The following is a 23,821-nucleotide window of genomic DNA, read 5'->3' as shown; positions in this document are numbered from 1 at the left end:
CTGAATATCACTTGAGAGTTGAATCATGAGCTTTGAATTTCTATGGACAGACACGTGTTTTCTAACTCTGTTGGTATTGGGGTTGATCATCACTTTGTTCAGCTTGCGAAAGCAACACATCAGATTATCCTTTTCCATCATCTTGCATAGACCTATAGCGCTAAGCGCCGCGATTGTATTATTGCTGTTTTTGACTATTGGCGTCCTGGATTCAATCCATTATAAATCGGGTGAAACTGGCTCTGATATTGCTGAATCACTTTTGGATAAAATATTAGCTCCTCTAGGTACTGTATATGAAAAAACCTATTCTGCTCCTTTAGCGTTAACCATGTTTGTTACCGAAACCGAGCTGGTGGATGGAATAACAAAACAGGTCTATCCCCGCTTAAAGTATCCTCCTGCTTCCATCACGACAGATGCAGATAAAGTGATTATTATAAAAGCAGTCACCGAGCGTGCACTGGTGTATAGTATAGGGGTTACTTTAGTGTGTTGGCTGCTGGTGTTTTTAATTAGATTAGCGACGCAATCGAAGCGACTGTATCAATTAAGCTCGAGAGGCATCACTGTTTTATTGACCGTAGGCCTACTCACTTTTGCCGTGCTTTTGAGTTATTGGTTATCACGATCATTTCATGTCTTTGGAACCGGTCAGATTGGACAGGATATCTTTTATTTTAGTGTGAAAAGTATTCGAACCGGATTAATCATTGGTTTATTAACTACGTTGTTCATGCTTCCTTTAGCTTTATTTTTGGGCATAGTAGCTGGATATTTTGGTGGCGTAGTTGATGACATCATTCAATACATTTATACCACTTTAAGTTCTATTCCAGGTGTTTTATTAATCACTGCTTCAGTTTTATCGTTACAAACCTATATTGCCAGTCATCCGGAGCAATTTGCTACTTTGGCGCAAAGCGCTGATGCTCGATTATTGGCATTATGCCTGATCCTGGGCGTAACCAGTTGGACGAGTTTATGCCGTCTGTTGCGAGCAGAAACTTTGAAATTGCGTGAAGTAGATTATGTGATCGCAGCCCGAGCTTTGGGGAGCAGCTGGTTTACGATCATTCGCAAACACTTGCTTCCTAATGTGATGCATATAGTGGTGATCACGTTGGTACTGGATTTCAGTTTTTTGGTCATGGCAGAGGCAGTGCTGTCTTATGTTGGTGTAGGTGTCTCTCCAATGACCATCAGCTGGGGAAACATGATCAACGGTGCTCGACTGGAGTTGGCTCGTGATCCTGTGGTCTGGTGGCCAATTTTTGCTGCATTTCTCTTTATGTTTATTTTGGTTCTGGCAATTAACCTGTTTGCCGATGCAGTAAGAGATGCATTTGATCCGCATCAATCTTTAGCGTAGTTGAAATAAATCCACAGGGGACAGGAATACGTTTTAAAAAATCGGGCACTACAGAGAAAAATCGATACTGCTAGTGGATTCGATCCCGCTATTTAGGTTAAAGTTCCTTAATTAGGCTTAATGAGTTTATCCTCCTATGCAACAACGTTTTGTTCATTTACGTGTACACACTGAATTTTCTTTAGTAGATGGTTTGGTTCGGGTTAAACCTTTAATGAAAGCGTTGCCGGCAAGAGGGATGTGTGCGGTAGCGGTGACTGATTATTGTAATTTATTTGCCGCTGTAAAGCATTTTAAAAATGGCGTTGATGCCGGAATCAAACCCATTATCGGAAGTGATCTTCCTTGCCATAATCCTGAAATCCCGGATGTAACCAGTTCTTTGGTTTTATTATGCCTTGATGCTCAAGGTTATAAAAATTTAACCTGCCTTGTATCCAAAGCCTATCAGGAAGGGCAATATCATGGCCAACCCAGAGTACAATTCCAATGGATTGATGATTATGCTGATGGATTAATCGCTCTGTCAGGAGCTAAGTCGGGTGATATTGGTCAGGCTCTTCTGGCTAATGATGAATCACTGGCCACTGAGCGGGCATTACACTGGATGAAATTATTTCCTAATCGTTTTTATCTGGAGATTCAACGCACGGGTAGGGCAGATGAAGACTTATATAATGAGAAAGTCATTGCTTTAGCCGATAAATTGCAGTTACCCATAGTGGCAACTAATGATGTCCGCTTTCTGGATCGGGAAGATTTTGATGCCCATGAAGCCAGGGTGTGTATTCATGAAGGATATACTTTAGCTGATCCTCGCCGAGTCCAACAATACAGTTCACAGCAGTATTTACGCTCTGCAGAGGAGATGGAAGCTTTATTTGCTGATTTGCCGAGTGCCATAGCAAACACGGTAGAAATCAGTAAACGGTGCAATGTCAAACTGAATCTGGGAAATAATTATCTTCCCAATTTCCCTATTCCTGAAGGATCCACAGTTGAGGACTATTTATCTCACTTATCAGAGCTGGGTCTGGAGGAACGATTAAAACATCTCTTCAGAAATAAATCCGAAGAAGAATTAAATGCTTCAAGAGACGAATACGATAAGCGTCTGCAGATTGAGTTAAAAGTAATTAATAACATGGGGTTCGCGGGTTATTTTTTAATTGTTGCTGATTTTATTCAATGGGCCAAACAAAACGGTGTTCCTGTAGGCCCTGGTCGTGGATCGGGTGCTGGTTCGCTAGTGGCTTATGCTTTAAAGATTACTGATCTTGACCCCTTGGAATTTGAGTTGCTTTTTGAGCGCTTTTTGAATCCTGAACGGGTTTCCATGCCCGACTTTGATATTGATTTTTGCATGGAAGGCCGCGACAGGGTTATCGAATATGTTGCTGAAAAATACGGCAGACAAAGTGTGTCGCAAATTATTACCTTCGGTACCATGGCCGCTAAGGCTGTGGTACGTGATGTGGGGCGTGTTTTTGGGCATCCTTATGGCTTTGTTGACAAATTAGCCAAACTTATTCCTTTTGAAATTGGAATTACCTTAAGCAAAGCAATGGAGCAGGAACCGGAACTTCGTCGTCGCTACGAAGAGGAAGAAGACGTTAAAGAATTAATCGATCTTGCTTTAAAACTTGAGGGCATCACACGAAACGCGGGCAAACATGCTGGAGGGGTAGTCATTGCCCCATCACAACTTACTGATTTCACAGCTATTTATTGTGAAGAGGGGTCTACCCAAATCGTAAGTCAATTTGATAAGGATGATGTTGAGGCTGCCGGACTGGTTAAATTTGACTTTTTGGGTTTGCGGACTCTTACCATCATCGATTGGGCTTTGGCGACGGTAAATAAACAACGTGAACTGGCCGGTTTGCCGCCAGTTGATATCAGCCATATCCCAACGGATGATAAAACTACCTTTGATTTGCTGAAAGCGTGCAAGACAACCGCTGTGTTTCAGCTTGAATCACGTGGCATGAAGGAGTTAATTAACCGATTGCAACCCGACTGTTTTGAAGAAATCATCGCTTTGGTTGCTCTATTCCGTCCCGGTCCGTTGCAGTCAGGGATGGTGGATGATTTTATTGATCGAAAACACGGTCGAGCTGCGGTGGATTATCCTCATCCTGATTTGGAGCCCATTCTAAAACCTACTTATGGGGTTATTTTATATCAGGAACAGGTTATGCAGATTGCTCAGGTATTAGCAAATTATACCCTGGGCGCAGCAGATATGTTACGTCGAGCCATGGGTAAGAAAAAACCTGAGGAGATGGCCAAACAACGCGAAATCTTTACCAAGGGAGCTACCGAAAGAGGAGTAGCTGAAGAGGTCGCGACTCACATATTTGACTTGATGGAAAAATTCGCAGGATACGGATTTAATAAATCGCATTCAGCAGCTTATGCTTTAGTGGCTTATCAAACAGCATGGTTAAAAGCTCATTACCCGGCCGCTTTCATGGCTGCTGTAATGTCTTCCGATATGGATAATACGGATAAAGTAGTCACTTTCATTGATGAATGTGCTCATATGAAACTCAAAGTATTGCCGCCATCAATAAATCACTCCATGTATCCATTTACTGTAAGTGATGATGCTACAATTATATACGGGCTTGGAGCGATAAAAGGAGTAGGGGAGTCTGCTATTGATTGCATTACGCAGGAACGCTCTTTGAACGGGCCCTACACTGATTTATTTAGCTTTTGTCAAAGACTGGATTTACGCAAAGTAAACAGGCGAGTTCTGGAAGCATTAATTAAAAGTGGCGCATTTGATGATTGGCAGATTGAGCGGGCGGTATTAACTGCTTCTTTGGAAAAAGCATTAAAAGTGGCTGAAAAAGAACATCAGAATCAGTCCAGCGGACAATTTGATCTATTTTCTCTTTTGGATGATAAGGCCGATGAACAGGATTATATCCAATCCAAACCATGGTCTGAAGCCCATCGACTGGAAGGCGAACGAGAAGTATTGGGTTTTTATCTTACCGGCCATCCTGCGGATCAGTACCGACGTGAGTTTGGAGATTTTATAGTTCCCATTAGTCAATTGAATCCTTCCATGCATAAAAAGGCGAACATCTGTGCCCAGGTTACAGCGATTCGAAAAATCATTACCAAACGAGGCAAGAAATTAGTGATCATTGGTATGGATGATTCTACAGCTCGCATGGATGTTGTCGTATTTGGCGAGATATTTGACCTTTTTAATGAGCCATTGGCAACAGGTAACATGCTGGTTGTAGAGGGTGAAGTAGCCCATGATGATTATAATGGGGGGGTTAAAATGACAGCAAATCAATTGCATAGCATTTCATCATCCCGAACCAAATTTGCCCGTTGCCTGGAATTAAGATTGAATCAATCAAATCAGTCTGTGCTGCCAACCATCCAATCCATTTTGAAAGCTCACTCAGGGAGTTGTGTGGTGCAATTTTCTTATACAAATGATCATGCAAGGGCTAATTTAAGTCTGGCTCAGCAATGGCATGTAACGCCTAGCGATGAGTTGCTCGGTCTTTTAATTAGCGTTTTGGGTGAGGAACATGTAGTAATGCGTTACTGATGTCGGATAGCTTGCTCAAAGAAACATGGCTCCCGTTATTTCAGGGAGCCAAATGGTATAAGTCAGAAAAGTGGGCCTAAGTGCTCATAGCTGGTGTAGATTGTTCGATGCTTTTGGAATTGATTAATGCATCATCCACCTGAGGACATAATTTTAATTTTAATTGTTCAAGAACTTCCGGGGGAATTTTAGAATCAGGATCAGTAATTTCAAGTGGCTTGCCGTTGATGAGCAGGCTACCTTCTTTCATTTCAACAGATTGTGTATCTTGATGTTGTGTTAAAGTAGGATCGGATTCTGGAAGGAATTTTACTTCCATACCGCATATCATGTTCGCACCGTCTTTAATACGAATACCTGTTGTAGTATTTGGAATGTCAGAATAATAACCACTAATGATTGCGCAGGCTTTCCAAAGTAAATTATAAGCTGCATCCAATGGCAAACCAACTCCCATTCCAACTCCTTGCCCTACTATCCCCATCGCGGTTCCAAGTATGTGAGCCATACTGATACTGCAAAAAGTAGTTATTAATTTACATGCAATAACCTGAGAAAATAGTGCAACCCCCATAGGACCAGCTGAACCAATCATCAGTAATGAGCTGCCTATAAGAGCAGTGAGTTGAAATTTTAATGGGATGACCTGGACTGAGTCGCTGACCATTTGGCCACCCATACACCCTAAGGTCGCTCCGGTATAAGCGAATGCAGCTCCAAACATGGGTTGAGTGATTGATGTAACCGGGTAATTTTTATACGGATTATCAGCGCCTGATTTTTTGCAGGTCTCGCTAAGGAACTTGGAAAATTTGTTCCAGTCTTCGTCTGAAAATGGCTCCATGCCTACTTTCTTAAGGGCCGTATTTGCCTGTGTAAGTGCCATTAATGATGAATTAATAAAGGTATTGGCTGCCATAAAACATATTAATTTATCATCTTCTTCAAAATAGTTTTCTGCGTTAATCCCTAAATCTCGATTGATTAAATTAAATAATGCTGAATGTGTCTTGGGCGATTTTATTTGCGTTTGAACATACAGACAGGTGGCAAGCATGATTCTGGAAGCAATAAAATGCGCTTCCAATTGTCCAGCCCATAATTCTACATTTTGCATCATGGCTTGAATTTGTTCATCCTTAAGCAAATTGGCGGAAAAAACAACCAGCATCTTTTTAATAAATTTTGTTTGGGCATCACGAGCTACTACATCGGTCCCTCCCAATATTATGGGAGTGCCAAACATTGATGGTGATTTATCCAGGTCGACTTTTCGTTCTTTCTGATAATCGTCGCGTAAAAAATTGATACTTGTAAATGCACCAGGTGGTAAAATATAACGCATAATAAACCTCATATCCTTTGAAGAATTTCCTTATGTGTTTTTTATATTACTTATTCATTGGTTAAATGCAATCATATTTGGTTATTTTTTATTAAATAATTTTATAAATTTATATCAAACACTTTTATTTTTATTTTAACTTATTGAAATGATGATTTTTTTGAGGATTATGGTACTTTTAGCAAAAGGTTTCATCTTAATAGTGTCGAACACTACAATAGACCTCCTCGGAAACTCGTTGCTTGTGAGGTTTAATGATGCCCATGTCCTGTGGCCTGCTTTATAAATCAGTTCATTCTTTTGTTGAACGAACGAATTGATTTAAGGTGTTTTAAATAGTTTTGGGAAGATTATTATGATCGAATTGCTGAATAACTCCATCAAGGTACGATACATGGGTAGGTTAATTAATTTCTTTTTACTTCTGCGCGTTTCACATTGGAGTAAATCTGTATTTGTGATGTTGGGCTTTATCTATACTCCGGTACCAGGATATCTGGTTCCTGCGTTATTGGCTTCACTTGCTTTCTGTCTTATTTCCAGTGCGGTATATATTTATAATGATATTCAGGATAGGGATGAAGACAGTTTACACCCCTATAAATGCCATAGACCTTTAGCCAGCGATCAGATCACTGTATCCGATGCGATTTTTATGTTGTTTTTGTTGTTGGTAACCGGCCTGGTTCTTGGCGTACTGATCTCCAAACAGTTGGCTATTATTCTAACGATATACTTGTTGATTAATCTGGCTTATAACCACGTGTTAAAATTAATTCCGATACTGGATGTTGCCTGCATCGCTATGGGATTTATGCTGAGAGTACTGGCTGGTACTGTAGGCATAGGAGTTGCTATTTCTGGCTGGCTGATAGTAGCTGCAACCTTGCTTAGTTTATTTATCGCATTAAACAAGCGCCAATTGGAAATGCATTTGGGATTAAAAAACTCTACCCGGACAGTACTAAGAAAATATAATCCTGATCTGTTACAGCAACTCATAGTAGGAACCGGATTGGCCTGTTTTGTTACTTATTTGTTTTATACCGTATACGCACGAGGCGAGTCATTTTTCTTTATATTAACCTTACCATTTGCTGCAATTGCTCTATGGCGTTTTGCCTGGCTATCTAATCAGAATGTCGAAAATGATGATCCCGTTAATGTATTTCTTGGTGATCGATTATCCCGATTAAATCTGTATTGTTTTGTCATTCTTACGTTTATGGCATTGACTTGATGAGATCGGGTTTACGTTGGTATGACACTATTTTTGTTTTAGTGTTTTTTTATTTGTTGGTTTTGCAAATTCAAGCCATTTGGCCGTTTACAATAGATGATATGTACATTTCCTTACGCTATGCCAGAAATTGGGCGTCAGGAGATGGGTTGTTATGGAATCTTGATTCACCACCAGTCGAGGGATATTCCAATTTTAGTTTCGTAGTATTGGGAGCATTGTCCTTAGTATTTAATGGAAATCCGATTGTTACTTTAAAAACGGCAGGTTTTATTGGCTTGGTGGGTACTTGTTGTTTTCTTTTTTTGATAAGCCGGTTTTGGTTTACAATACGTGAATCTCTGATTCCTTGCATTATTTTATTAGTATACAAAGGACAAATCATTTGGGCAGTAAGTGGGTTTGAGACTACTGTCTATCAAGCGTTAATCTGTGGTTCTGTCTATTTTATTTTTCGAGGACAAGGATATGATTTATATCCTGGAGGGCGGGGTGAACTCCGAACCTTCAGTTTTTTTATTGCAGGTATCTTACTTGCCCTGGCTGGAATGACGCGGCCTGAAGCACCTGCTTTCATGATCCTGTTCTTTATTTTAATATGCTGGGACAGGCCTCAAACCAGCTTACACCGCCACAGGAAAGGGGTACTGTATTTTTTTGTTTCGCTAGTGTTGTTTTATCTCCCTTATTTTCTCTGGCGTTGGCATTATTATGGATTTTTGTTTCCTAACTCTGTTTATTGCAAAGGGTTTACTGAGGGATTTTTATATGAGCTGGATCTCAACTACCTAAAGCTCATTTGGCCTTTTGTCATTTTAGCTCTTCCTGCCTTTATAAAGGCTTGGGATAAACGGTACTTCTTTCTATGCTTACCCAGTTTGGCTTATCTCATAATGTTACGAGATGCAGATCCCATCGTTGCTTTTGATAATCGCCTTTTTTTACCCGCATTTACATTGTTTATACCACTTGCCTATAAAGGGCTTGACCAACTGAATTTATCCTTATTTAAAAAAAAGGAAACTTTTACAACGTTTGCCTTGTACCTTGTGATATGTGCTGTGCTTACTCTGTTTTTGCCCTGGATGTCTCTGGCACAATATCGCTATTTTAGCGAGAATCCTGTCCGAGGAGAGCAATTACGAATGTCTGTAATTCAGTGGCTGAATGCTAACGCGAGGATTGATGACAGGGTTGTATTGGGTGATTCAGGTATGATTCCATATTTGAGTAAATTGCATTTTATTGACTCTTATTGCTTGAATAATTTATCCATGACGCAATACCCGGGACAGCAACGATATGATCAGTTTTGTCATCAAATTTTATTTGAACGACCGGAAATTATTATTTTGACATCGTTTATAAAAGATGGGCAGGTATTCTACGCACCAAGTGATGCATGTTTAAAGGCAGTACTTGATAATCAAACTGATTACAAGTTAACCAGATCCTTTACGGCAGAAAATCCTGATTCAGAATATCGGTATGAAATGTTTACGAATTTTTAATGCGATGAAGAGTAACATGGTGTAACATCCTTTTTTATTATAATGGATTTAACACTGTATATTATATGAAGCATCGAATAAAATTATTAATAAAAAAATTACTGTCTAAATTTCCAGTTATTCTTTTTGATATAACGGCTATTCCAGTGGCATGGTATGCTGCGTACTGGTTGCGATATAACATGCAGCCATATCCTAGCATGTTAACATCAACTCATTCTTTTGTTGCCCTGGCTTTGTTATTTGTTGTACAGATCAGTTGTTTTTACTACTTTAAAATATATCGGGGCTTATGGCGTTTTTCTTCGTTAAATGATGTTATTCGTATTTTAAAAGCTTCAGTTGCCGCCATGTTTTTGGTGATCCCGGTATTTTACGCTACTTCAATATTGCACCATTTATCCCGATCAGTTTTTCCATTATATTGCATTATTCTGGCATCCATACTGTGCGGCGGCCGATTGTTAATTCGGTTGCGATGGGACAGAAGAGGAAGAAACGATAAAATTTTAGATGTCAAAAGAGTCTTAATCGTTGGCGCTGGGCAGGCAGGTGAAGGCTTGGTTCGAGACTTAAAGCGCAGTAGTTACTATCAGCCTATAGGTTTTGTTGATGATAATATCAGCAAGCGTGGTCTGGAAGTGCATGGGGTGAGGGTTTTGGGAACTACACGTCAAATTGCTGATTTAGTCAGACAAAATGTAGTCGATCTTATTTTTATTGCCATACCTTCAGCCCGATCCGCCACCATGCGTCGCATAGTGACTCTTTGCGAAACCTGTAATGTGCCATTCAGAACATTACCCAGCATTTCAGCTTTGGCAGCTGGCCGTGTCGAAGTCAATGCGCTAAGACCAGTAAATATTGAAGACTTATTAGGAAGGGATCAGGTTAATCTGGAATGGGACAGAATAGCGACGACCATTTCTGGAAAACGTGTATTAATTACTGGTGGTGGTGGTTCTATAGGTTCCGAGTTGTGCCGTCAGGTAATGGCGCTGAAACCTGAAAGTCTTGCTGTAATTGAAAATTCCGAATTTAATCTCTATCAGATTGAACAGGAACTTAAACTCAATTTTCCAGAGATTCCCATTGATCTAGGATTGGTCAGTGTTACCGATGAAGTGGCAATAAATCATATTTTTCAGCGTTTTCAACCTGAAATTGTATTTCATGCTGCTGCGTACAAACATGTACCTATGTTACAAAACCAAATCAGGGTGGCAGTTTTTAATAATGTTCTGGGCACTCAGGTTGTTGCTAAAGCCAGTGTCGCGGTGGGTGTAGAGAAGTTTATTTTGATTTCTACAGATAAAGCAGTTAATCCAACCAACATTATGGGTACCACCAAACGTGTTGCTGAAATTTACTGTCAAAACTTGAATATTCGAGTTGAAACACAATTCATTACAGTTCGCTTTGGTAATGTTCTGGGATCCGCCGGTTCTGTAGTTCCGTTATTTCAAAAACAATTGCAGGCGGGCGGTCCCTTGACGGTTACCCATCCTGACATGCAACGTTATTTTATGACCATTCCTGAGGCATGCCAATTGATTTTGCAAGCGATGGTCAATGGACATGGCGGTGAAATATTCGTTCTTGATATGGGCGATCCGGTTAAAATCAGTTATTTGGCAGAGCAAATGATTCGACTGGCTGGAAAAGAGCCAGGAAAGGATATAATGATTGAATATACTGGTTTGCGCCCAGGTGAAAAAATGTATGAAGAATTGTTTCATGAGACGGAACAATTAGCGTCCACTGAACACGAAAAACTGTTTAAAGCTCGATTTAGAGAGTTGGACTGGCATGAGTTAACACAAACCATGCGCATGTTGAATACCGCCTGCTATGAACATCAGGATGATGAGTTGTTGATTCTGCTTAAGAGTTTGGTTCCCGAGTTTCAATTGGATGCGTTAGTAACTGCATAAGTGGTATTTATAATTCAAGGGAATTGAGTTTTATTTTAAAAGGTGTCTTTTTTAAGGTAAATACAAAAAAAAACGCTGTTTTAGTCAATTAAGACCTAGTAATTCACTCTAACTATGCTAAATAGTTAGATAGTGAATTATATTTTATCAGGGATGAATACACTTTATGTACACAAAACGTATTTTAATTGGTACAGTATTCTTAATGGGGCTTTTTTTAGCAGCCTGCAAGGACAATAAATCAGTCCAGAATGCTCCTCGTCCTGTCCCTGTAGTTAAACTTGCCTTAACTAAAATTCCTCTGAAACGATCTTATATTGGTATCACTCAATCCATAGCTGAAGTGGGTATTCGCGCACGGGTTGAGGGTTTTCTTATTCAGAAGAATTTTATTGAAGGGAAGCCTGTTAAAAAAGATCAATTAATTTATGTTATTGATCCGAAGCCTTTTCAGGCTCAATTGGACCTTGCTAAAGGACAGCTCGCTAAAAGCATTGCCAATATGGAGTATCAAAAGGTTCAATACCTCCGATTGAAAGAGTTGGTTAAAAAAGGAGATGTGTCGCAAACACTATTTGATGAAACAGCTGCACAATATGGCGAAGCTCAGGCCGAAACTCTAGTTCAGAAAGCGAATGTTGAAACAGCTGAGATCAATTTGGGATATTGTTCCATGCTTGCTCCTTTTGATGGAATTATTGGTAAAAAATACGTTGATGTTGGAAATTTGGTGGGTGCTGGTGAGAACACATTACTGGCCAATATTGTTCAATTAAATCCCATCTATGTATTGTTTAGCCCAAGCGTTGAAGACTATGTAACCTTTTTAAAATATCGAAACAACATGCCTTTTCATGTTGAGGCAGTGTTACCGCATGATAATAAATTAGTATTCACGGGTAAGGTTGATTTAGTAAATAATCAGGCGGATACCCCAACTGCTACAATTTTGATGAGGGCGGTTGTTGACAATTCAGAGCAATTACTGTTGCCAGGTATCTATGTGAATATAACTCTTGAACTTACTAATGATGAACCTTCAATACTCATTCCTGCCTCAGCTGTAACCGAATCTCAAGGTCAAAGAACAGTCTATTTAGTCAATGCAAAAAATCAGGTTGAAGTAAGTACAATACAAACTTCGGGGATGTACAAACAACACTATATCGTAACTTCCGGAGTTAAAGAAGGGGATTTGCTAATCCTTAACGGGTTACAAAAAATTATACCTGGTGAAAATGTAATTCCTCAAATGCAAGAAAAGCAAGGCCAAAATAATGGTTAGATTTTTTATATATAGACCTATTTTTGCCATGGTAATAGCCATCATCATGGTACTTGTTGGTGGAATTTGTATTTTTATTCTGCCTGTAGCCCAATATCCGTCAATAGTTCCACCAGAAGTACAGGTTTCTTCTCAATATATTGGAGCAAGCTCTCAAGTTGTATCCGATACCGTTACAACTCCTCTTGAACGAAATATTAATGGAGTTGAAGGCATGATTTATATGTCTTCCAACAGTACTAATAATGGTGACTCGATCATCAGTATTACTTTCGATGTGGGGTATGATGTGGATATTGGTGCGGTTGATGTGCTCAATAACTCGAATACAGCCAATCCCTTGCTTCCTCCTGATGTGATTCAGGCAGGCATATCCATCCAAAAAGTTTCCAGCGATATGGTTCTGGTGGTTAACTTAATCTCTCCTGACGGCACATTGGATGATGTGTTTCTGGGCAACTATGCGGACATTCATCTTACTCCGGCGATTGAGCGAATACCCGGAGTCGGTAACGTGAATAACTTTGGTTTATTGCAATATTCTATCCGAATTTGGTTAAACCCGGACAAGCTGGTGAGTATGGGCATATCTCCGATAGAAGTTATCAATGCAGTTAAAGAGCAGAATCAGCAAGCGGCAGTGGGGGTTATAGGCCAACCACCGGTTCCTCAAACCATTCCTTTTCAGTATCAAATTACTACTCTAGGCCAATTAAGTGACACACAGCAATTCGAAGACATTATTGTTAAAACGAATCAGAATGGACAGATAGTACGCGTTAAAGATCTCGGGCGTGTCGAAATGGGTGCTGAAACCTACATCACTACCTCACAACTTAATGGAAAGCCTAATGCCAGTATTGGTGTGTATCAATTGCCAGGAGCCAATGCTCTGCAGCTGGCAGATGGCATTAGAAAGCTTATGGATAAAATGAAAAAAGATTTTCCGGATGGAATGGATTACACCATCGTATACGACACAACCAAGTTCGTTAAGGAATCACTAAAAGAAGTAGTGATTACCCTGTTTGAAGCAATAGGCTTGGTCTTTATTGTGGTTTTTTTATTTTTACAAAACTGGAGAACCACTCTGATTCCTTGTATTGCGATTCCAGTGTCCTTGATTGGAACCTTTGCCTTGTTTAGTGTGTTTGGGTTTTCGATAAATACTTTGAGTCTTTTAGGATTGGTGCTCGCAATAGGATTGGTCGTTGACGATGCGATTGTAGTGGTTGAAAACGTTGAGAAAAAATTGGAAGAACATGTTTCTGACATTAAAGAAGCCACTTTATTAGCTACTAAGGAAGTACAGGGCCCTATTATAGCAACAACATTAATTCTGTTGGCAGTGTTTGTTCCTGTTGCGTTTATACCTGGAATGACGGGTAGTTTGTACAATCAATTTGCTTTGGCAATTGCTTTTTCAGTGGCGCTTTCCGGGATTAATTCTTTAACCTTAAGTCCTGCTTTATGTGGGGTGTTACTCAAACAGAAAGTAGAAAATAATTTTATTTTGTTTCGTTGGTTTGAGCGAGGTTATCAAGCAACCTTAAACAAATATAAAGCGATGGTCGAATTGTGTTTGACTCATAAAAAAATAGTTTTAATTATTTTTGCCTTGCTAGGTGTAGCCACAGCATTTGTTTTCAAATCACTGCCCACCGGATTTTTGCCCGAAGAAGATCAAGGCTATTTTATTACAGTTGTTAAAGGTCCAGATGCCTCTTCTTTATACAGGACAGAAGAAACCGTCAAAAAGGCGCTTAAAATATTGTCTTCAACTGATGGTGTAGCTAATGTGATCAGTATTAATGGATTCAACATTATTGATTCAATAAATCAACCTGATACAGCCGTAATGTTTGTAATATTAAAGCCTTGGTCAGAGCGGACTACGCCAGAGTTAAGTGCTACAGGCATAATGAAGAAGGTACAAGCCCAATTTAATACTATAAATGATGCCAGGATTGGTGTATTAAACGCCCCAACTATTCCAGGTCTCGGATCTGTTGGTGGATTTCAGCTTGAAATAGAGGATGTGAATAATCAGGGAGTAAACCAATTAGCCGCGGTTGTTAACCAATTTGTGGAAGATGCTAATAAAGATCCTGCTATTCAGGGATTATTTTCTGATTTGTCGGTTCAGGTACCTCAGTTATTTTTGAATATAGATAGAACAAAAGCCAAGGCTTTAAATGTATCAATCAACGAATTACTTGCAACATTACAAACCTATTTGGGTTCATTTTATATTAACAACTTCACCAAATATGGACAAACCTATCGGGTAATGGTTCAGGCTGAGGGCAATTCAAGGGCTGAGGTGACTGATATCAGCAAGCTTTATGTTAAAAGCAATACAGGTGCTATGGTCCCTTTAAGTAGTTTATTAAAAGTTGAATATACTAATGGCGCCTATAACATTCCTCATTACAATTTATATACCGCAGCTAATCTGAACGGTGCTCCTGCACCTGGTTATAGTTCAGGTCAAGCGTTGGCTGCTGTTGAACATTTAGCAGCCAAAAAATTACCTAAAGGTTATGAAATGGAGTGGACTGGTATTACCTACCAGCAATTAAAAGCAGGTAATATGGCTTCATTAATTTTTATGTTGTGTCTGGTTTTCGTATTTCTGTTTCTTTCTGCTTTATATGAAAGCTGGTCCATGCCGTTCATGATTTTATTGGTAGTTCCTTTAGCTCTTTTAGGTGCAGGGCTAGCACTTTTGCTACGACATTTGGACTTGGATGTATACGCGCAAATTGGTTTGATCTTGTTAATTGGTCTTGCGGCCAAAAATGCAATTTTGATTGTGGAATTCGCAAAAGAAAAACGCCATACAGGTGCGTCCATTATTGATTCTGCAAGGGAAGCTGCCGCATTACGTTTAAGGCCTATTTTAATGACTGCCTTCGCGTTCATCTTTGGTGTACTACCCTTGGCAACGGCTACTGGAGCAGGAGCCGCCAGCCGCCACTCAATTGGCACTACAGTTTTGGGGGGCATGCTGGTTGCGACGGTACTGAGTCTTTTGGTTGTTCCTGTTTTTTATGTGGTCATTGAAACGCTACGAGAACGTAAAAAAACAGGTATCAGTAAGAGTGGTGAATTTGGGGATTAATTTTAACTCAAATCGTTAAACGCCCGATCTTAAAAAATCCATTGGTTCAATAGTCGAACTGAGCTGCTGTATTTTGGAGTTTTGTCTTCCTGTAATTCACGCATCAAGACAATACTGTTCATTTATGATAAGTTTGCTTCTTTTTGATAGGAAGGAATCATGTTAGCGAGTTATGAAGATTTTGAAAAAATTGAATTACGATCTGGCACTGTAGTAAAAGTAGAAGAGTTTCTACGTGCAAAAAAACCTGCCTATAAGGTATGGGTAGATTTCGGTAAAGACATAGGCGTTTTACAAACATCCGCGCAAGTTACGGTGCATTATACTCCCGAAACTTTATTAGGCCGCTCCGTTGTAGGTTGCGTTAATTTAGGTGAAAAAAATATTGCGGGATTTATATCGCAATTTTTGCTGGTTGGATTTTCTGATGAACAAGGCGCTATTTGCTTAATTACGACAGATCCAAAAGTACCCAATGGGCAAAAGCTGCATTGATTGTTGGTTTACCTGTTTTTGAGTGAAGACTGAATGATCGTGTTATGGGAATTCCAGAATACGATCCGAGTTAAGCTGGCACTTTAGAACTACATGAAACCATGTTCATTCAGTACATTTCTGAAGATCATGGTTCCATGATATAACCTGCTTTAGATTGTACAGTCCATGCTTTGATTTGGCTCTTGACTGAAATCAATATGCTCTAGAGTATTGGCCAGCGTTACTTTCAAATCATTTACTGCCTGGACAACATCATCTACCGCGGTTCTCGGTTTTTTGAAAAACTGAGGGGTTGTACCTAAGCTGAACATATAGATTCCCCAGTTTGCTATGGCTTTTAACATATCAACAATGACAGTTATTCCTGAACTATTGCCATCAAGCTTTTTAGCAGCACTTTTACCTGCATCACAGCATTCTTTAAAAAATGCATTAAAATCCTTTGCACTAATCTGCTCAATTTGCTTTCCAATTAATGGTTCATGCAAAAGATAAAAATGAGTTTCTTTTGCTTTCTGAATCGCGGTATAAAATTCTAATACGGCCAGATTAATATTTTGATCGTTGTTTGGATCCAATTTTTTGATTACTTCTTCTATGGTTTTAAAGGTTGGGACTCCAAATCCTAAAGATTCAAGTTGATTTTTTCGTTGCGGTATTCCATCCAGAACGTTTTGAACCAGAGCATGGATCAATTGGTATAGTTGTTTAGGATAATTGGAAGATGGATTTAAATTAAGTTCTGTTAACATAGCATAGAGTTGAGTTAATAATTGATCTCGAGTTTGAGATTCTAATTCATCCTGTCCGGGACATTTTGAGTAAACAACATCAATAATAATTTGATGCAGAAAATCAGGACTTGATATTAATGTGTCGAGATCCTCAGGAGATTGCTCTAACGCAACTTCAATGTATCCCTTAGCCGCAGGAAATGCTTTGCTTAATAAAAAAAGGTTACAGAGTTTTTCTGTATGTTGAATGATATCTGTATCAACCTGTTGGGATACTTTTGCAAAGAACTCTTCAACTTGAAATATATAGATCTTATGTTTACCAAGCCGCATCTCACTCAGAGCTTTTAATTCATTATCTTGTTTGAAAATTTCATCAATGCTCCTAAGTAACTTTTTATTGACCATGCTTGTTGATGCCAAGTCGTGTAATCTTGTTTTTAAGACGTTACTGGTGAGTTCTGTCGTGCGATGGGCTACTAATGCAGAGACCATTTGTGATTGCTCTTCCTGACTCAAAACACCTGTAAAAGGTTGAGAATCGGAATGTGTACGCATATAGTCAATAAATAAAGAGATCAGGCTATTAATATTGGTATATCCTGTGTCTCGCATGCTTGTTGACAGCTTAAACAACTCATTCGCAATCGGATCTTCATCTGATAAACCATTCTCTGCCAGATGGATTTTCAAATTGGTCACGATGGCATTGACAAAGTTCTTGACTGACTCGGGCAAATTAGCAATCGAATTGTTTAATTGTTCCAACTCATTTAATCGATGGTGATAAGTACTGGACCATAAATTGGGGTGTTTTTTCATCTTTTCATACATCGATACAACCACTTCTTTTTTCATGGTAAATGGTTGAATTAAACTGACTAATCGACCCAGTTCCTGTACTACCAATGCTTTTTTACTTAATGTATCAAAGTCGGGACACTGACCTGACGTGCTCGCTTGCATAATGGTATTAAAGTCCTTTACTTCCTTTATCCAGTGCATTTCTTCTTTATAATCATCCCTAATATCCTGATACACATTTTCTGGATCAATGTGTTCCAAACGACTTACAATATAGCTCATTTTTCCAACAACTTGACTATGGTATAGTTCTTTAGGGAGGTTATGCATAAAACACCTTTATATTTATTACAGAAAGAAATTGGTCAAATAATATCAAATGTGAGGAAATATTGCAATGTTTCGTTAGGTTTGTTTCTTTATTGTTTCATATTTGTTAAACGAAGAGTGTAATAGCAATCAATATGTTCTTTAGTTAACCTATCGATTTCAGTTAAGAAAATAAAAGGGGAGTTCTGTAACTTATTGATTTTTACTCAGGAATTTTTTAGATAAGTCACTTGGCGAAAGCCAAGTGAGAGACAAAAATGTTTGAGACCGTGATAAAGAAAATAAAAGCTATTTCAGCTAAATCAGGAATAAAATACTTCCTTAACTTTCTCAACAGCTAAAGTGGAGGAAATAAATCCTGAAACTTAACCCGACTTTTGACATGTAAGGCTTTGCGTCTGTCTTTAGATAAATCGAATAATTTATAGATGATAATGGGTAATATAAAGCTCACTACGCCGATTCCAAAAGCCAGTTTATACATTGGATCTTTATTTAAAACCAGAAAGAATAAAGCAAATAACATCAAGATAATGGCTACTATTCCAGTATAAGGAGAGTAGGGCGTCACATAACGCAGATCTTTGATGGTATAACCCGCCTGATACAGCCGATTTCTAAAACTGATTTGAGACAGACATAAAGAAATCCAGGCTAAAGTACCAGTAAATCCAGAGACTAGGAGTAATGCAATATAAAGCTTGGTTTGACCAAAAAAGTACCCAACACCCAATAATGTCCAAACTCCGGTCAGGGTAGCGATTACAGCATTTTGCGGGATAGCATTACGATTGAATTTAGCAAAAGCATGAGGAGCCATACCATCTCTGGCAAGCGCATTGAGCGATCGCACGGTACCATAGAATCCCGAGTTGGCGCAGGAAAGAGTAGCGGAAAGAGTCACAAAACTGGTTACTGCTCCAGCCCAATTTAAACCGTAAAAATTAAGTGCGTCAGCAAATACTGAGTTTGATAATCCGGCTTTTTGCCATGGAAAGATCAACACTAGACAAAACACGGGTATGATGTAAATGAACAAGATTCGTAACGTAACATTCCGTATGGCATGCGGGATCATTCGAGCAGGATTCTCAGATTCCCCTGCAGCAAGGCCAATAATTTCCGAACCTTGATAGTTAACCAGAAGCAGAACCATGGCCGTCAATAAGGACATGGTGCCGTTAGGAAGCAGACCTCCATCTCCTAACATATATTTAAAACCAATGATTCCAGGTGGTTCGGTTCCATGGATCACGCCAAAGAAAATGAGCAACGCTAAAACCACAAATGCCATCAGTGCAACAATTTTGATTAGAGCGAGCCAGAATTCAATTTCACCAAAAGTATCTACTTTTGCCAGATTGATGTAGGTAATCAGTAAGCCAAAACAAATTGCCCAGACATAGCCATTGATTCCGGTAAACATTTCCATAATTATGCCGCCGGCGACGCATTCAGCGGGAATATAAGCCACCCAGCTTATCCAGTACGACCAGCCAACCCCACAGGCAACAGAAGGTGATACAAAATCAGAAGTATAAGTGACGAAGGATCCAGAAATAGGGATAGCTACAGCCAGTTCACCCATACACAACATCGTTAAATAGATGATCAAGCCACCTAACATGTACGCAATAAACACAGCCGGGCCAACGAGGTTAATGACCTCTCCAGTCCCTAGAAAATAACAGGATCCAACGATCCCACCTAAAGCAATCAGCTGAACATGACGGTCTTTTAACCCACGGCGGTAGCCACTATCTTTGATGGGTTTAGCTAAGGTTGGATTTTTCACAGGCTGTTTATTTCTCACATGGTTATTAAAAGTATAAACTCTAATGTTATATTTAACTGAAATATTTTAAAACTACTCTTACAATAAAAAATATAAAATAGTTTCTTTGTAATTGAATAATCAGTTAATTTATTTCATCAAGTTACTCAATTATCAATTCAGTATGAATTAAATTTTGGCGTTTATAGCATAATTTTTGAACTTTTAAAAGAAAGTTTTTAGCTGATCCTTGATGGTTTGTTCTTGCAGGGCTTCCCTGTCATTGACTTTGCTCCAAAATTATTTGTAACTATATGATTATAATAAAAAATTATATAAGTTCGGGATTGAATATTTTCAATTGTTAAATTTTTAAAATGATTCATTTTTAAAAGTGCATTTAAGTTTTGACCCTAAGAATTTACTCAGGTAGGATAATTTTATCTTAGGCTGTAAGGATAGATTATGTACCGATTATGGACACTCGCCAGTATATTATTTGTTTTCACTTCTGTTTCTTTTGCTGATAAATCAGATTGCCTGAATCATCATTGTCTTGCTGTAATTGATGCAGGCAGCTCCGGATCCCGATTGCATGTTTATGCCTATGATCTTGATCAAACCAATACTCCAACCGGCATCAGGGAAATATGGAATAGAAAGGCATTACCGGGACTATCGACCCTTGAACATGAACATCGGTCAATTTCAGTCTATATGGAAAAATTATTTACCGATGCTCCAACCGTCCAGATGCCAGTTTACTTTTACTCAACTGCAGGAATGCGGTTATTACCAAAGACCCATCATAAAAATGTAAATCAATTGGTAGCTGACTGGTTTGATAAACAATACTACTGGCGTTTGGTTTCTGCACGAACCATCACCGGTAATGAAGAAGGGGTTTTTGCCTGGTTGGCAACAAATTACCAATTAAAACTGTTTGATCAAACCGAAAAACCTTTGGCCGGTGTAATGGATATTGGCGGCGCTTCCGTACAAATTGTTATTCCTTTAAAGGATGAGTCAACTATTGATAAAAAAGATACCGTAGAATTTAACTTATACGGAAAAAAATACCGTTTATATACCCACAGCTTTCTTGGGCTTGGTCAAAATGAAATGGGGCATCAATTCTTTGATTTGAAATCCTGTTTCCCCAATGACTACGAATTACCCAGCGGACGCCTGGCTGAAGGTGATGCCTACGCATGCAAAAATGAAATATCCATTTTAGTCAATGAAGTTCATTCAGTAAGAAAAACCATCAAATCAGTACTCGCTTTAAACCCGGTAGACAATTGGTACATCATTGGCGGCATTTCCTTCATGCTCAACGACAAAATCTTCCCAACCACAAAACAACATTTTACCAACCAGGACTTAATCTATTTCGCAGATAAAAACATCTGCCACCAAAAATGGTCCACCCTGGAAGAAATCCACCCCGATAACTTCATGCTCTACAACTACTGCATGCTACCATCCTACCTCTACGCACTAATAGTAAACGGCTACGGCCTCCCAGTCAGCCAAAGCATAAACTTTTTACCCCTGAACAAAAATGCCGACTGGACCATAGGAGTAGTATTGCAACATCACCAAACTTAAGTATACTTTTTATATGCCGCTGTAGCTCAGTTGGTAGAGCAGTTGATTCGTAATCAAAAGGTGGGAGGTTCGATTCCTCTCAGCGGCATAGTAAAATCAATGGATTGCGTTTCCATCTGTTCTGCATCTGAGTCTATGGGTACACTTTTGGGTACACTTTACTGAAATCCACTATTTTGAAATGTTATTCAATATTTTAAGGACTATTTCAATTACCGAGGCATAAATGAGTTTAAGGAAAAGTTGGGATTAGAAGATCTTTACAGATATTTTTTGCAGTATTAGGATTAATCTGATTGTGTCTAGGTACAGTTGATATACCTGATTTATTTGTTGTATTGATATAAATATCATGTTTTCCTCCATGGCGATGTAACTTGCAACCATGGTTCTCAAGATGTTTGATGAACTGATGACGATTTATCAATTATTACTTCCTTATAAATTTCATAGTCATGAATTCCCTTTATATCGGCAATGATGGACAATGCTTCTTTTAAGTTATCTCTAACTTCATCAAGGTTATCTCCTTGGGAATTTACTCCTGATATCTGCTCTATATAAGCCGAGAAGCCGAATTCATCCTGCTCTATTACTGCGGTTAATTTCATATGATTTTCCATCGAGCCTCATTGATTAAATTATAGATCAAAAGATCTATATTTGATCTATATATTATATTTTAATGTATTTTGAGTATGGTTTTATTAAATTATACTTAATTGTTAGGATTATGATAGATGCAATATCACGGCGGAATTGATTGGTATGGGTTGGTATTTTTCTTTTCTCTTGATTGAATATAGAAGATATTGAGCCTCAAAAGAGACTCAATATCTTGAAAAGACATGTATCTGCCCATCAACATTTGCTGAACAATAATCCCCGATAAAAAGATCACGAGCAAAAGCCTCGCAATCAAAATAACAGATCAAATTATCCGGCATCTGATGTGTATAGCACTCATCAAATAATTGCCAGGCAAAATCAACTTCTGAATCAAAGCATCCTTGATAACAATCATTTAGCATCGTTTCAGCATCATTGAGAGCATATTCAGCAAGTAGAGCCTTGCCGAGTTCGCCATGTTGAGTGATGAATGATGCATATTCAACAATTGTGTTAATGGAGGAATATTCTTCAATTCTGATATCACCGAAGCCTTCGAAATCATGAATTGCCCATTCTTCAGCATCTTCAATAGGGCTATTTGCCAGTATTTCCTGAATTGTAGCTACAATGTCATCTTCATCTTGTGTAGCGTCAATCCATTCACCGTACAATATGCCATTGTTATAAGATGCCAGACAGGCAACATAGATTTGAGGGGAATCCATGGGGTTGTTCTCCTTTTAAAATTAGAGTGCAAGCCCCAACGGGAGCATGCTCCCGATTTGGGTGATTTAAAGATTTAACAAGCGATCTTTATGTTCGAGTACTGCTTAACAAATGAAATCAGTGACTCTAATTTGTTTAAACTCAGTTCTGCTTGCTGTATATCGTCAACAGATATTTGTAATCGAAAATTACTCAGATCATTAACACAACAATTCAGCTCAAAGAGCAAATGTTCAATCTCAAGTTGTACTGGTTCCTGTTGTTGCATGGTGGCTCCTTAGGGTAGGGAGGATTAGCCCCAAAAAGGACTGTTCATCCCAATTGGGTTATGCAAAAAAGATCACCGAAACATCGGTTGATTTACCTGGTTATTAATGATGATGTGCTTAAAGCACTCCTCGGGCGAAAAGCCGTAAAACATCTCCTGATGGGGTTTCCCTGCTAAACGCTTTGCCATGAATTAGGGAACAAAATGGCATATCACAAGACCTGTGGTGGTTTCGTCAGAATTTCACTGGCTCATCAGTTGTGTTGCTTTCAGATTATCAAGCCAGTATTGGAAATCAAGACTTTTTTCTTGTTGATATTAAATGAACGCTAATTAACTTATTGTGCTCTTTTTATGTGATAGGGAATGTGTTTCCCTAATTGGTGATTCATCATGCAGGATGCTGACTTCATTAACTCCTACAACGATTACCAAACCGTTGTGTTAAATATGCCTGATGCTCAACATCAGTTTCGTTTGTTAATGCCAGGCGTAGATACTCTAATCGCCCAACGCAAAACTGAACACGATTTAAACTTAAGACACCATCGGTGTATTGTTCGATTGCAGGAATTAATTCTTCTAAATAAAAAACATTATGAGGTTTGGCACTTTTAAACACGGCTTCCCCACTAAAAACTACGATATTATGGATACACTGTGGCTCTATGAAATCAAGGGTCTTTTGAATGGCTTTAATGTGTTTATAATTTTGATGAATGGGATTTTGAAATTTGAATTTATCGTAATAGAGCGATTGAGACCAGCTTCGTGAGTTTGCTTTAGCGAATATCCATCCCTTGTAATGCTTTGTTTCTATTATGAATATGCCTTTTGTTGCAATTAGAATATGATCGATTTGAGTTGTGGAGCCATCCTCTAAACGTAATGTAATATTACTCAGAACATGAGCATCTTTGTTCTGGCAATACTTCGCTAATGAGTGTCTGACTCGGGCTTCGCCGCAATTTTCAGCAGCCCGTTTCCGATATCGTCCGGCAATATAACCAAATACAATACCCAAAAAAATTAATGACAAGAAACTAACGATTTCAAGATCAACCATACAT

Annotated in this window: 17 protein-coding genes and 1 tRNA gene; 10 read left to right on the top strand and 8 right to left on the bottom strand. The window is 38.8% G+C overall.

Annotated elements, in window-relative coordinates:
- Positions 1 to 25 precede the first annotated feature (25 nt).
- Positions 26 to 1,372, top strand: a complete 1,347-nt coding sequence (locus IZU94_RS07495; RefSeq protein WP_203109470.1) for an ABC transporter permease — start codon at positions 26 to 28, stop codon at positions 1,370 to 1,372.
- Positions 1,373 to 1,508: 136 nt separating this feature from the next.
- Complete coding sequence (gene dnaE, locus IZU94_RS07490) at positions 1,509 to 4,955, top strand: DNA polymerase III subunit alpha (protein WP_203109468.1); 3,447 nt, start codon at positions 1,509 to 1,511, stop codon at positions 4,953 to 4,955.
- A gap of 76 nt (positions 4,956 to 5,031) precedes the next feature.
- Here the strand turns inward: dnaE and IZU94_RS07485 are convergent, their stop codons facing one another.
- A complete protein-coding gene (locus IZU94_RS07485) occupies positions 5,032 to 6,300 on the bottom strand; it encodes a type IV secretion protein Dot (RefSeq protein ID WP_203109466.1) in 1,269 nt (422 codons plus the stop codon).
- Positions 6,301 to 6,655: 355 nt separating this feature from the next.
- Here IZU94_RS07485 and IZU94_RS07480 point away from each other — a divergent pair, with 355 nt between their 5' ends.
- The 6 genes from IZU94_RS07480 (at position 6,656) to IZU94_RS07455 (ending at position 15,889) form a co-directional block, all read left to right on the top strand.
- Positions 6,656 to 7,540 carry a decaprenyl-phosphate phosphoribosyltransferase gene (locus tag IZU94_RS07480; protein WP_203109464.1) on the top strand — a complete coding sequence of 295 codons (885 nt, stop codon included), beginning with the start codon at positions 6,656 to 6,658 and terminating at the stop codon, positions 7,538 to 7,540.
- Positions 7,540 to 9,051, top strand: a complete 1,512-nt coding sequence (locus IZU94_RS07475) for a DUF8728 domain-containing protein (protein WP_203109461.1) — start codon at positions 7,540 to 7,542, stop codon at positions 9,049 to 9,051. Before IZU94_RS07480 ends, IZU94_RS07475 begins: the two co-directional genes overlap by 1 nt.
- Positions 9,052 to 9,116: 65 nt before the next feature.
- Complete coding sequence (locus IZU94_RS07470; RefSeq protein ID WP_203109459.1) at positions 9,117 to 10,985, top strand: polysaccharide biosynthesis protein; 1,869 nt, start codon at positions 9,117 to 9,119, stop codon at positions 10,983 to 10,985.
- 166 nt (positions 10,986 to 11,151) lie between these two features.
- The gene (locus tag IZU94_RS07465) at positions 11,152 to 12,270 is read left to right on the top strand and encodes an efflux RND transporter periplasmic adaptor subunit (protein WP_203109457.1); all 1,119 of its coding nucleotides are present in this window, start codon (positions 11,152 to 11,154) and stop codon (positions 12,268 to 12,270) included.
- Positions 12,263 to 15,394 (top strand): efflux RND transporter permease subunit, encoded by a 3,132-nt coding sequence (locus tag IZU94_RS07460; protein WP_203109455.1) that lies wholly within the window; start codon positions 12,263 to 12,265, stop codon positions 15,392 to 15,394. Before IZU94_RS07465 ends, IZU94_RS07460 begins: the two co-directional genes overlap by 8 nt.
- Before the next feature lie 159 nt (positions 15,395 to 15,553).
- Entirely contained in the window at positions 15,554 to 15,889 is a 336-nt protein-coding gene (locus tag IZU94_RS07455; protein WP_203109453.1) for a tRNA-binding protein, read from the top strand.
- Positions 15,890 to 16,041: 152 nt separating this feature from the next.
- Here IZU94_RS07455 and IZU94_RS07450 read toward each other — a convergent pair whose 3' ends face one another.
- The gene (locus IZU94_RS07450) at positions 16,042 to 17,760 is read right to left on the bottom strand and encodes a hypothetical protein (protein ID WP_203109451.1); all 1,719 of its coding nucleotides are present in this window, start codon (positions 17,758 to 17,760) and stop codon (positions 16,042 to 16,044) included.
- A gap of 337 nt (positions 17,761 to 18,097) precedes the next feature.
- Complete coding sequence (locus tag IZU94_RS07445; protein WP_203109449.1) at positions 18,098 to 19,573, bottom strand: amino acid permease; 1,476 nt, start codon at positions 19,571 to 19,573, stop codon at positions 18,098 to 18,100.
- A gap of 426 nt (positions 19,574 to 19,999) precedes the next feature.
- Between IZU94_RS07445 and IZU94_RS07440 the strand changes: the two genes are divergently transcribed.
- Positions 20,000 to 21,145: an acetate and sugar kinases/Hsc70/actin family protein gene (locus IZU94_RS07440; RefSeq protein ID WP_203109447.1), complete on the top strand. Its 1,146-nt coding sequence runs from the start codon at positions 20,000 to 20,002 to the stop codon at positions 21,143 to 21,145.
- A gap of 15 nt (positions 21,146 to 21,160) precedes the next feature.
- Positions 21,161 to 21,233: transfer RNA gene (locus tag IZU94_RS07435), tRNA-Thr, on the top strand.
- A gap of 144 nt (positions 21,234 to 21,377) precedes the next feature.
- On the opposite strand, the gene IZU94_RS18430 is transcribed toward IZU94_RS07435, so the two are convergent.
- The 5 genes from IZU94_RS18430 to IZU94_RS07410 form a co-directional block, all read right to left on the bottom strand.
- The gene (locus tag IZU94_RS18430) at positions 21,378 to 21,572 is read right to left on the bottom strand and encodes a type II toxin-antitoxin system HicA family toxin (RefSeq protein ID WP_203109445.1); all 195 of its coding nucleotides are present in this window, start codon (positions 21,570 to 21,572) and stop codon (positions 21,378 to 21,380) included.
- Entirely contained in the window at positions 21,538 to 21,768 is a 231-nt protein-coding gene (locus IZU94_RS07425) for a type II toxin-antitoxin system HicB family antitoxin (RefSeq protein ID WP_203109443.1), read from the bottom strand. The genes IZU94_RS18430 and IZU94_RS07425 overlap by 35 nt, the downstream gene beginning before the upstream one ends.
- Positions 21,769 to 21,975: 207 nt before the next feature.
- A complete protein-coding gene (locus tag IZU94_RS07420) occupies positions 21,976 to 22,482 on the bottom strand; it encodes an antirestriction protein ArdA (RefSeq protein WP_203109441.1) in 507 nt (168 codons plus the stop codon).
- 74 nt (positions 22,483 to 22,556) lie between these two features.
- Positions 22,557 to 22,751 (bottom strand): hypothetical protein, encoded by a 195-nt coding sequence (locus tag IZU94_RS07415; RefSeq protein ID WP_203109439.1) that lies wholly within the window; start codon positions 22,749 to 22,751, stop codon positions 22,557 to 22,559.
- Positions 22,752 to 23,163: 412 nt separating this feature from the next.
- Positions 23,164 to 23,817: a nuclease-related domain-containing protein gene (locus IZU94_RS07410; protein ID WP_203109437.1), complete on the bottom strand. Its 654-nt coding sequence runs from the start codon at positions 23,815 to 23,817 to the stop codon at positions 23,164 to 23,166.
- Positions 23,818 to 23,821: the final 4 nt, after the last annotated feature.

Source organism: Legionella bononiensis, from assembly GCF_016786215.1.
GTDB lineage: Bacteria > Pseudomonadota > Gammaproteobacteria > Legionellales > Legionellaceae > Legionella > Legionella bononiensis.
Note: the sequence above shows the minus strand (reverse complement) of the source record. Positions and strands in the feature narration are given on the sequence as shown.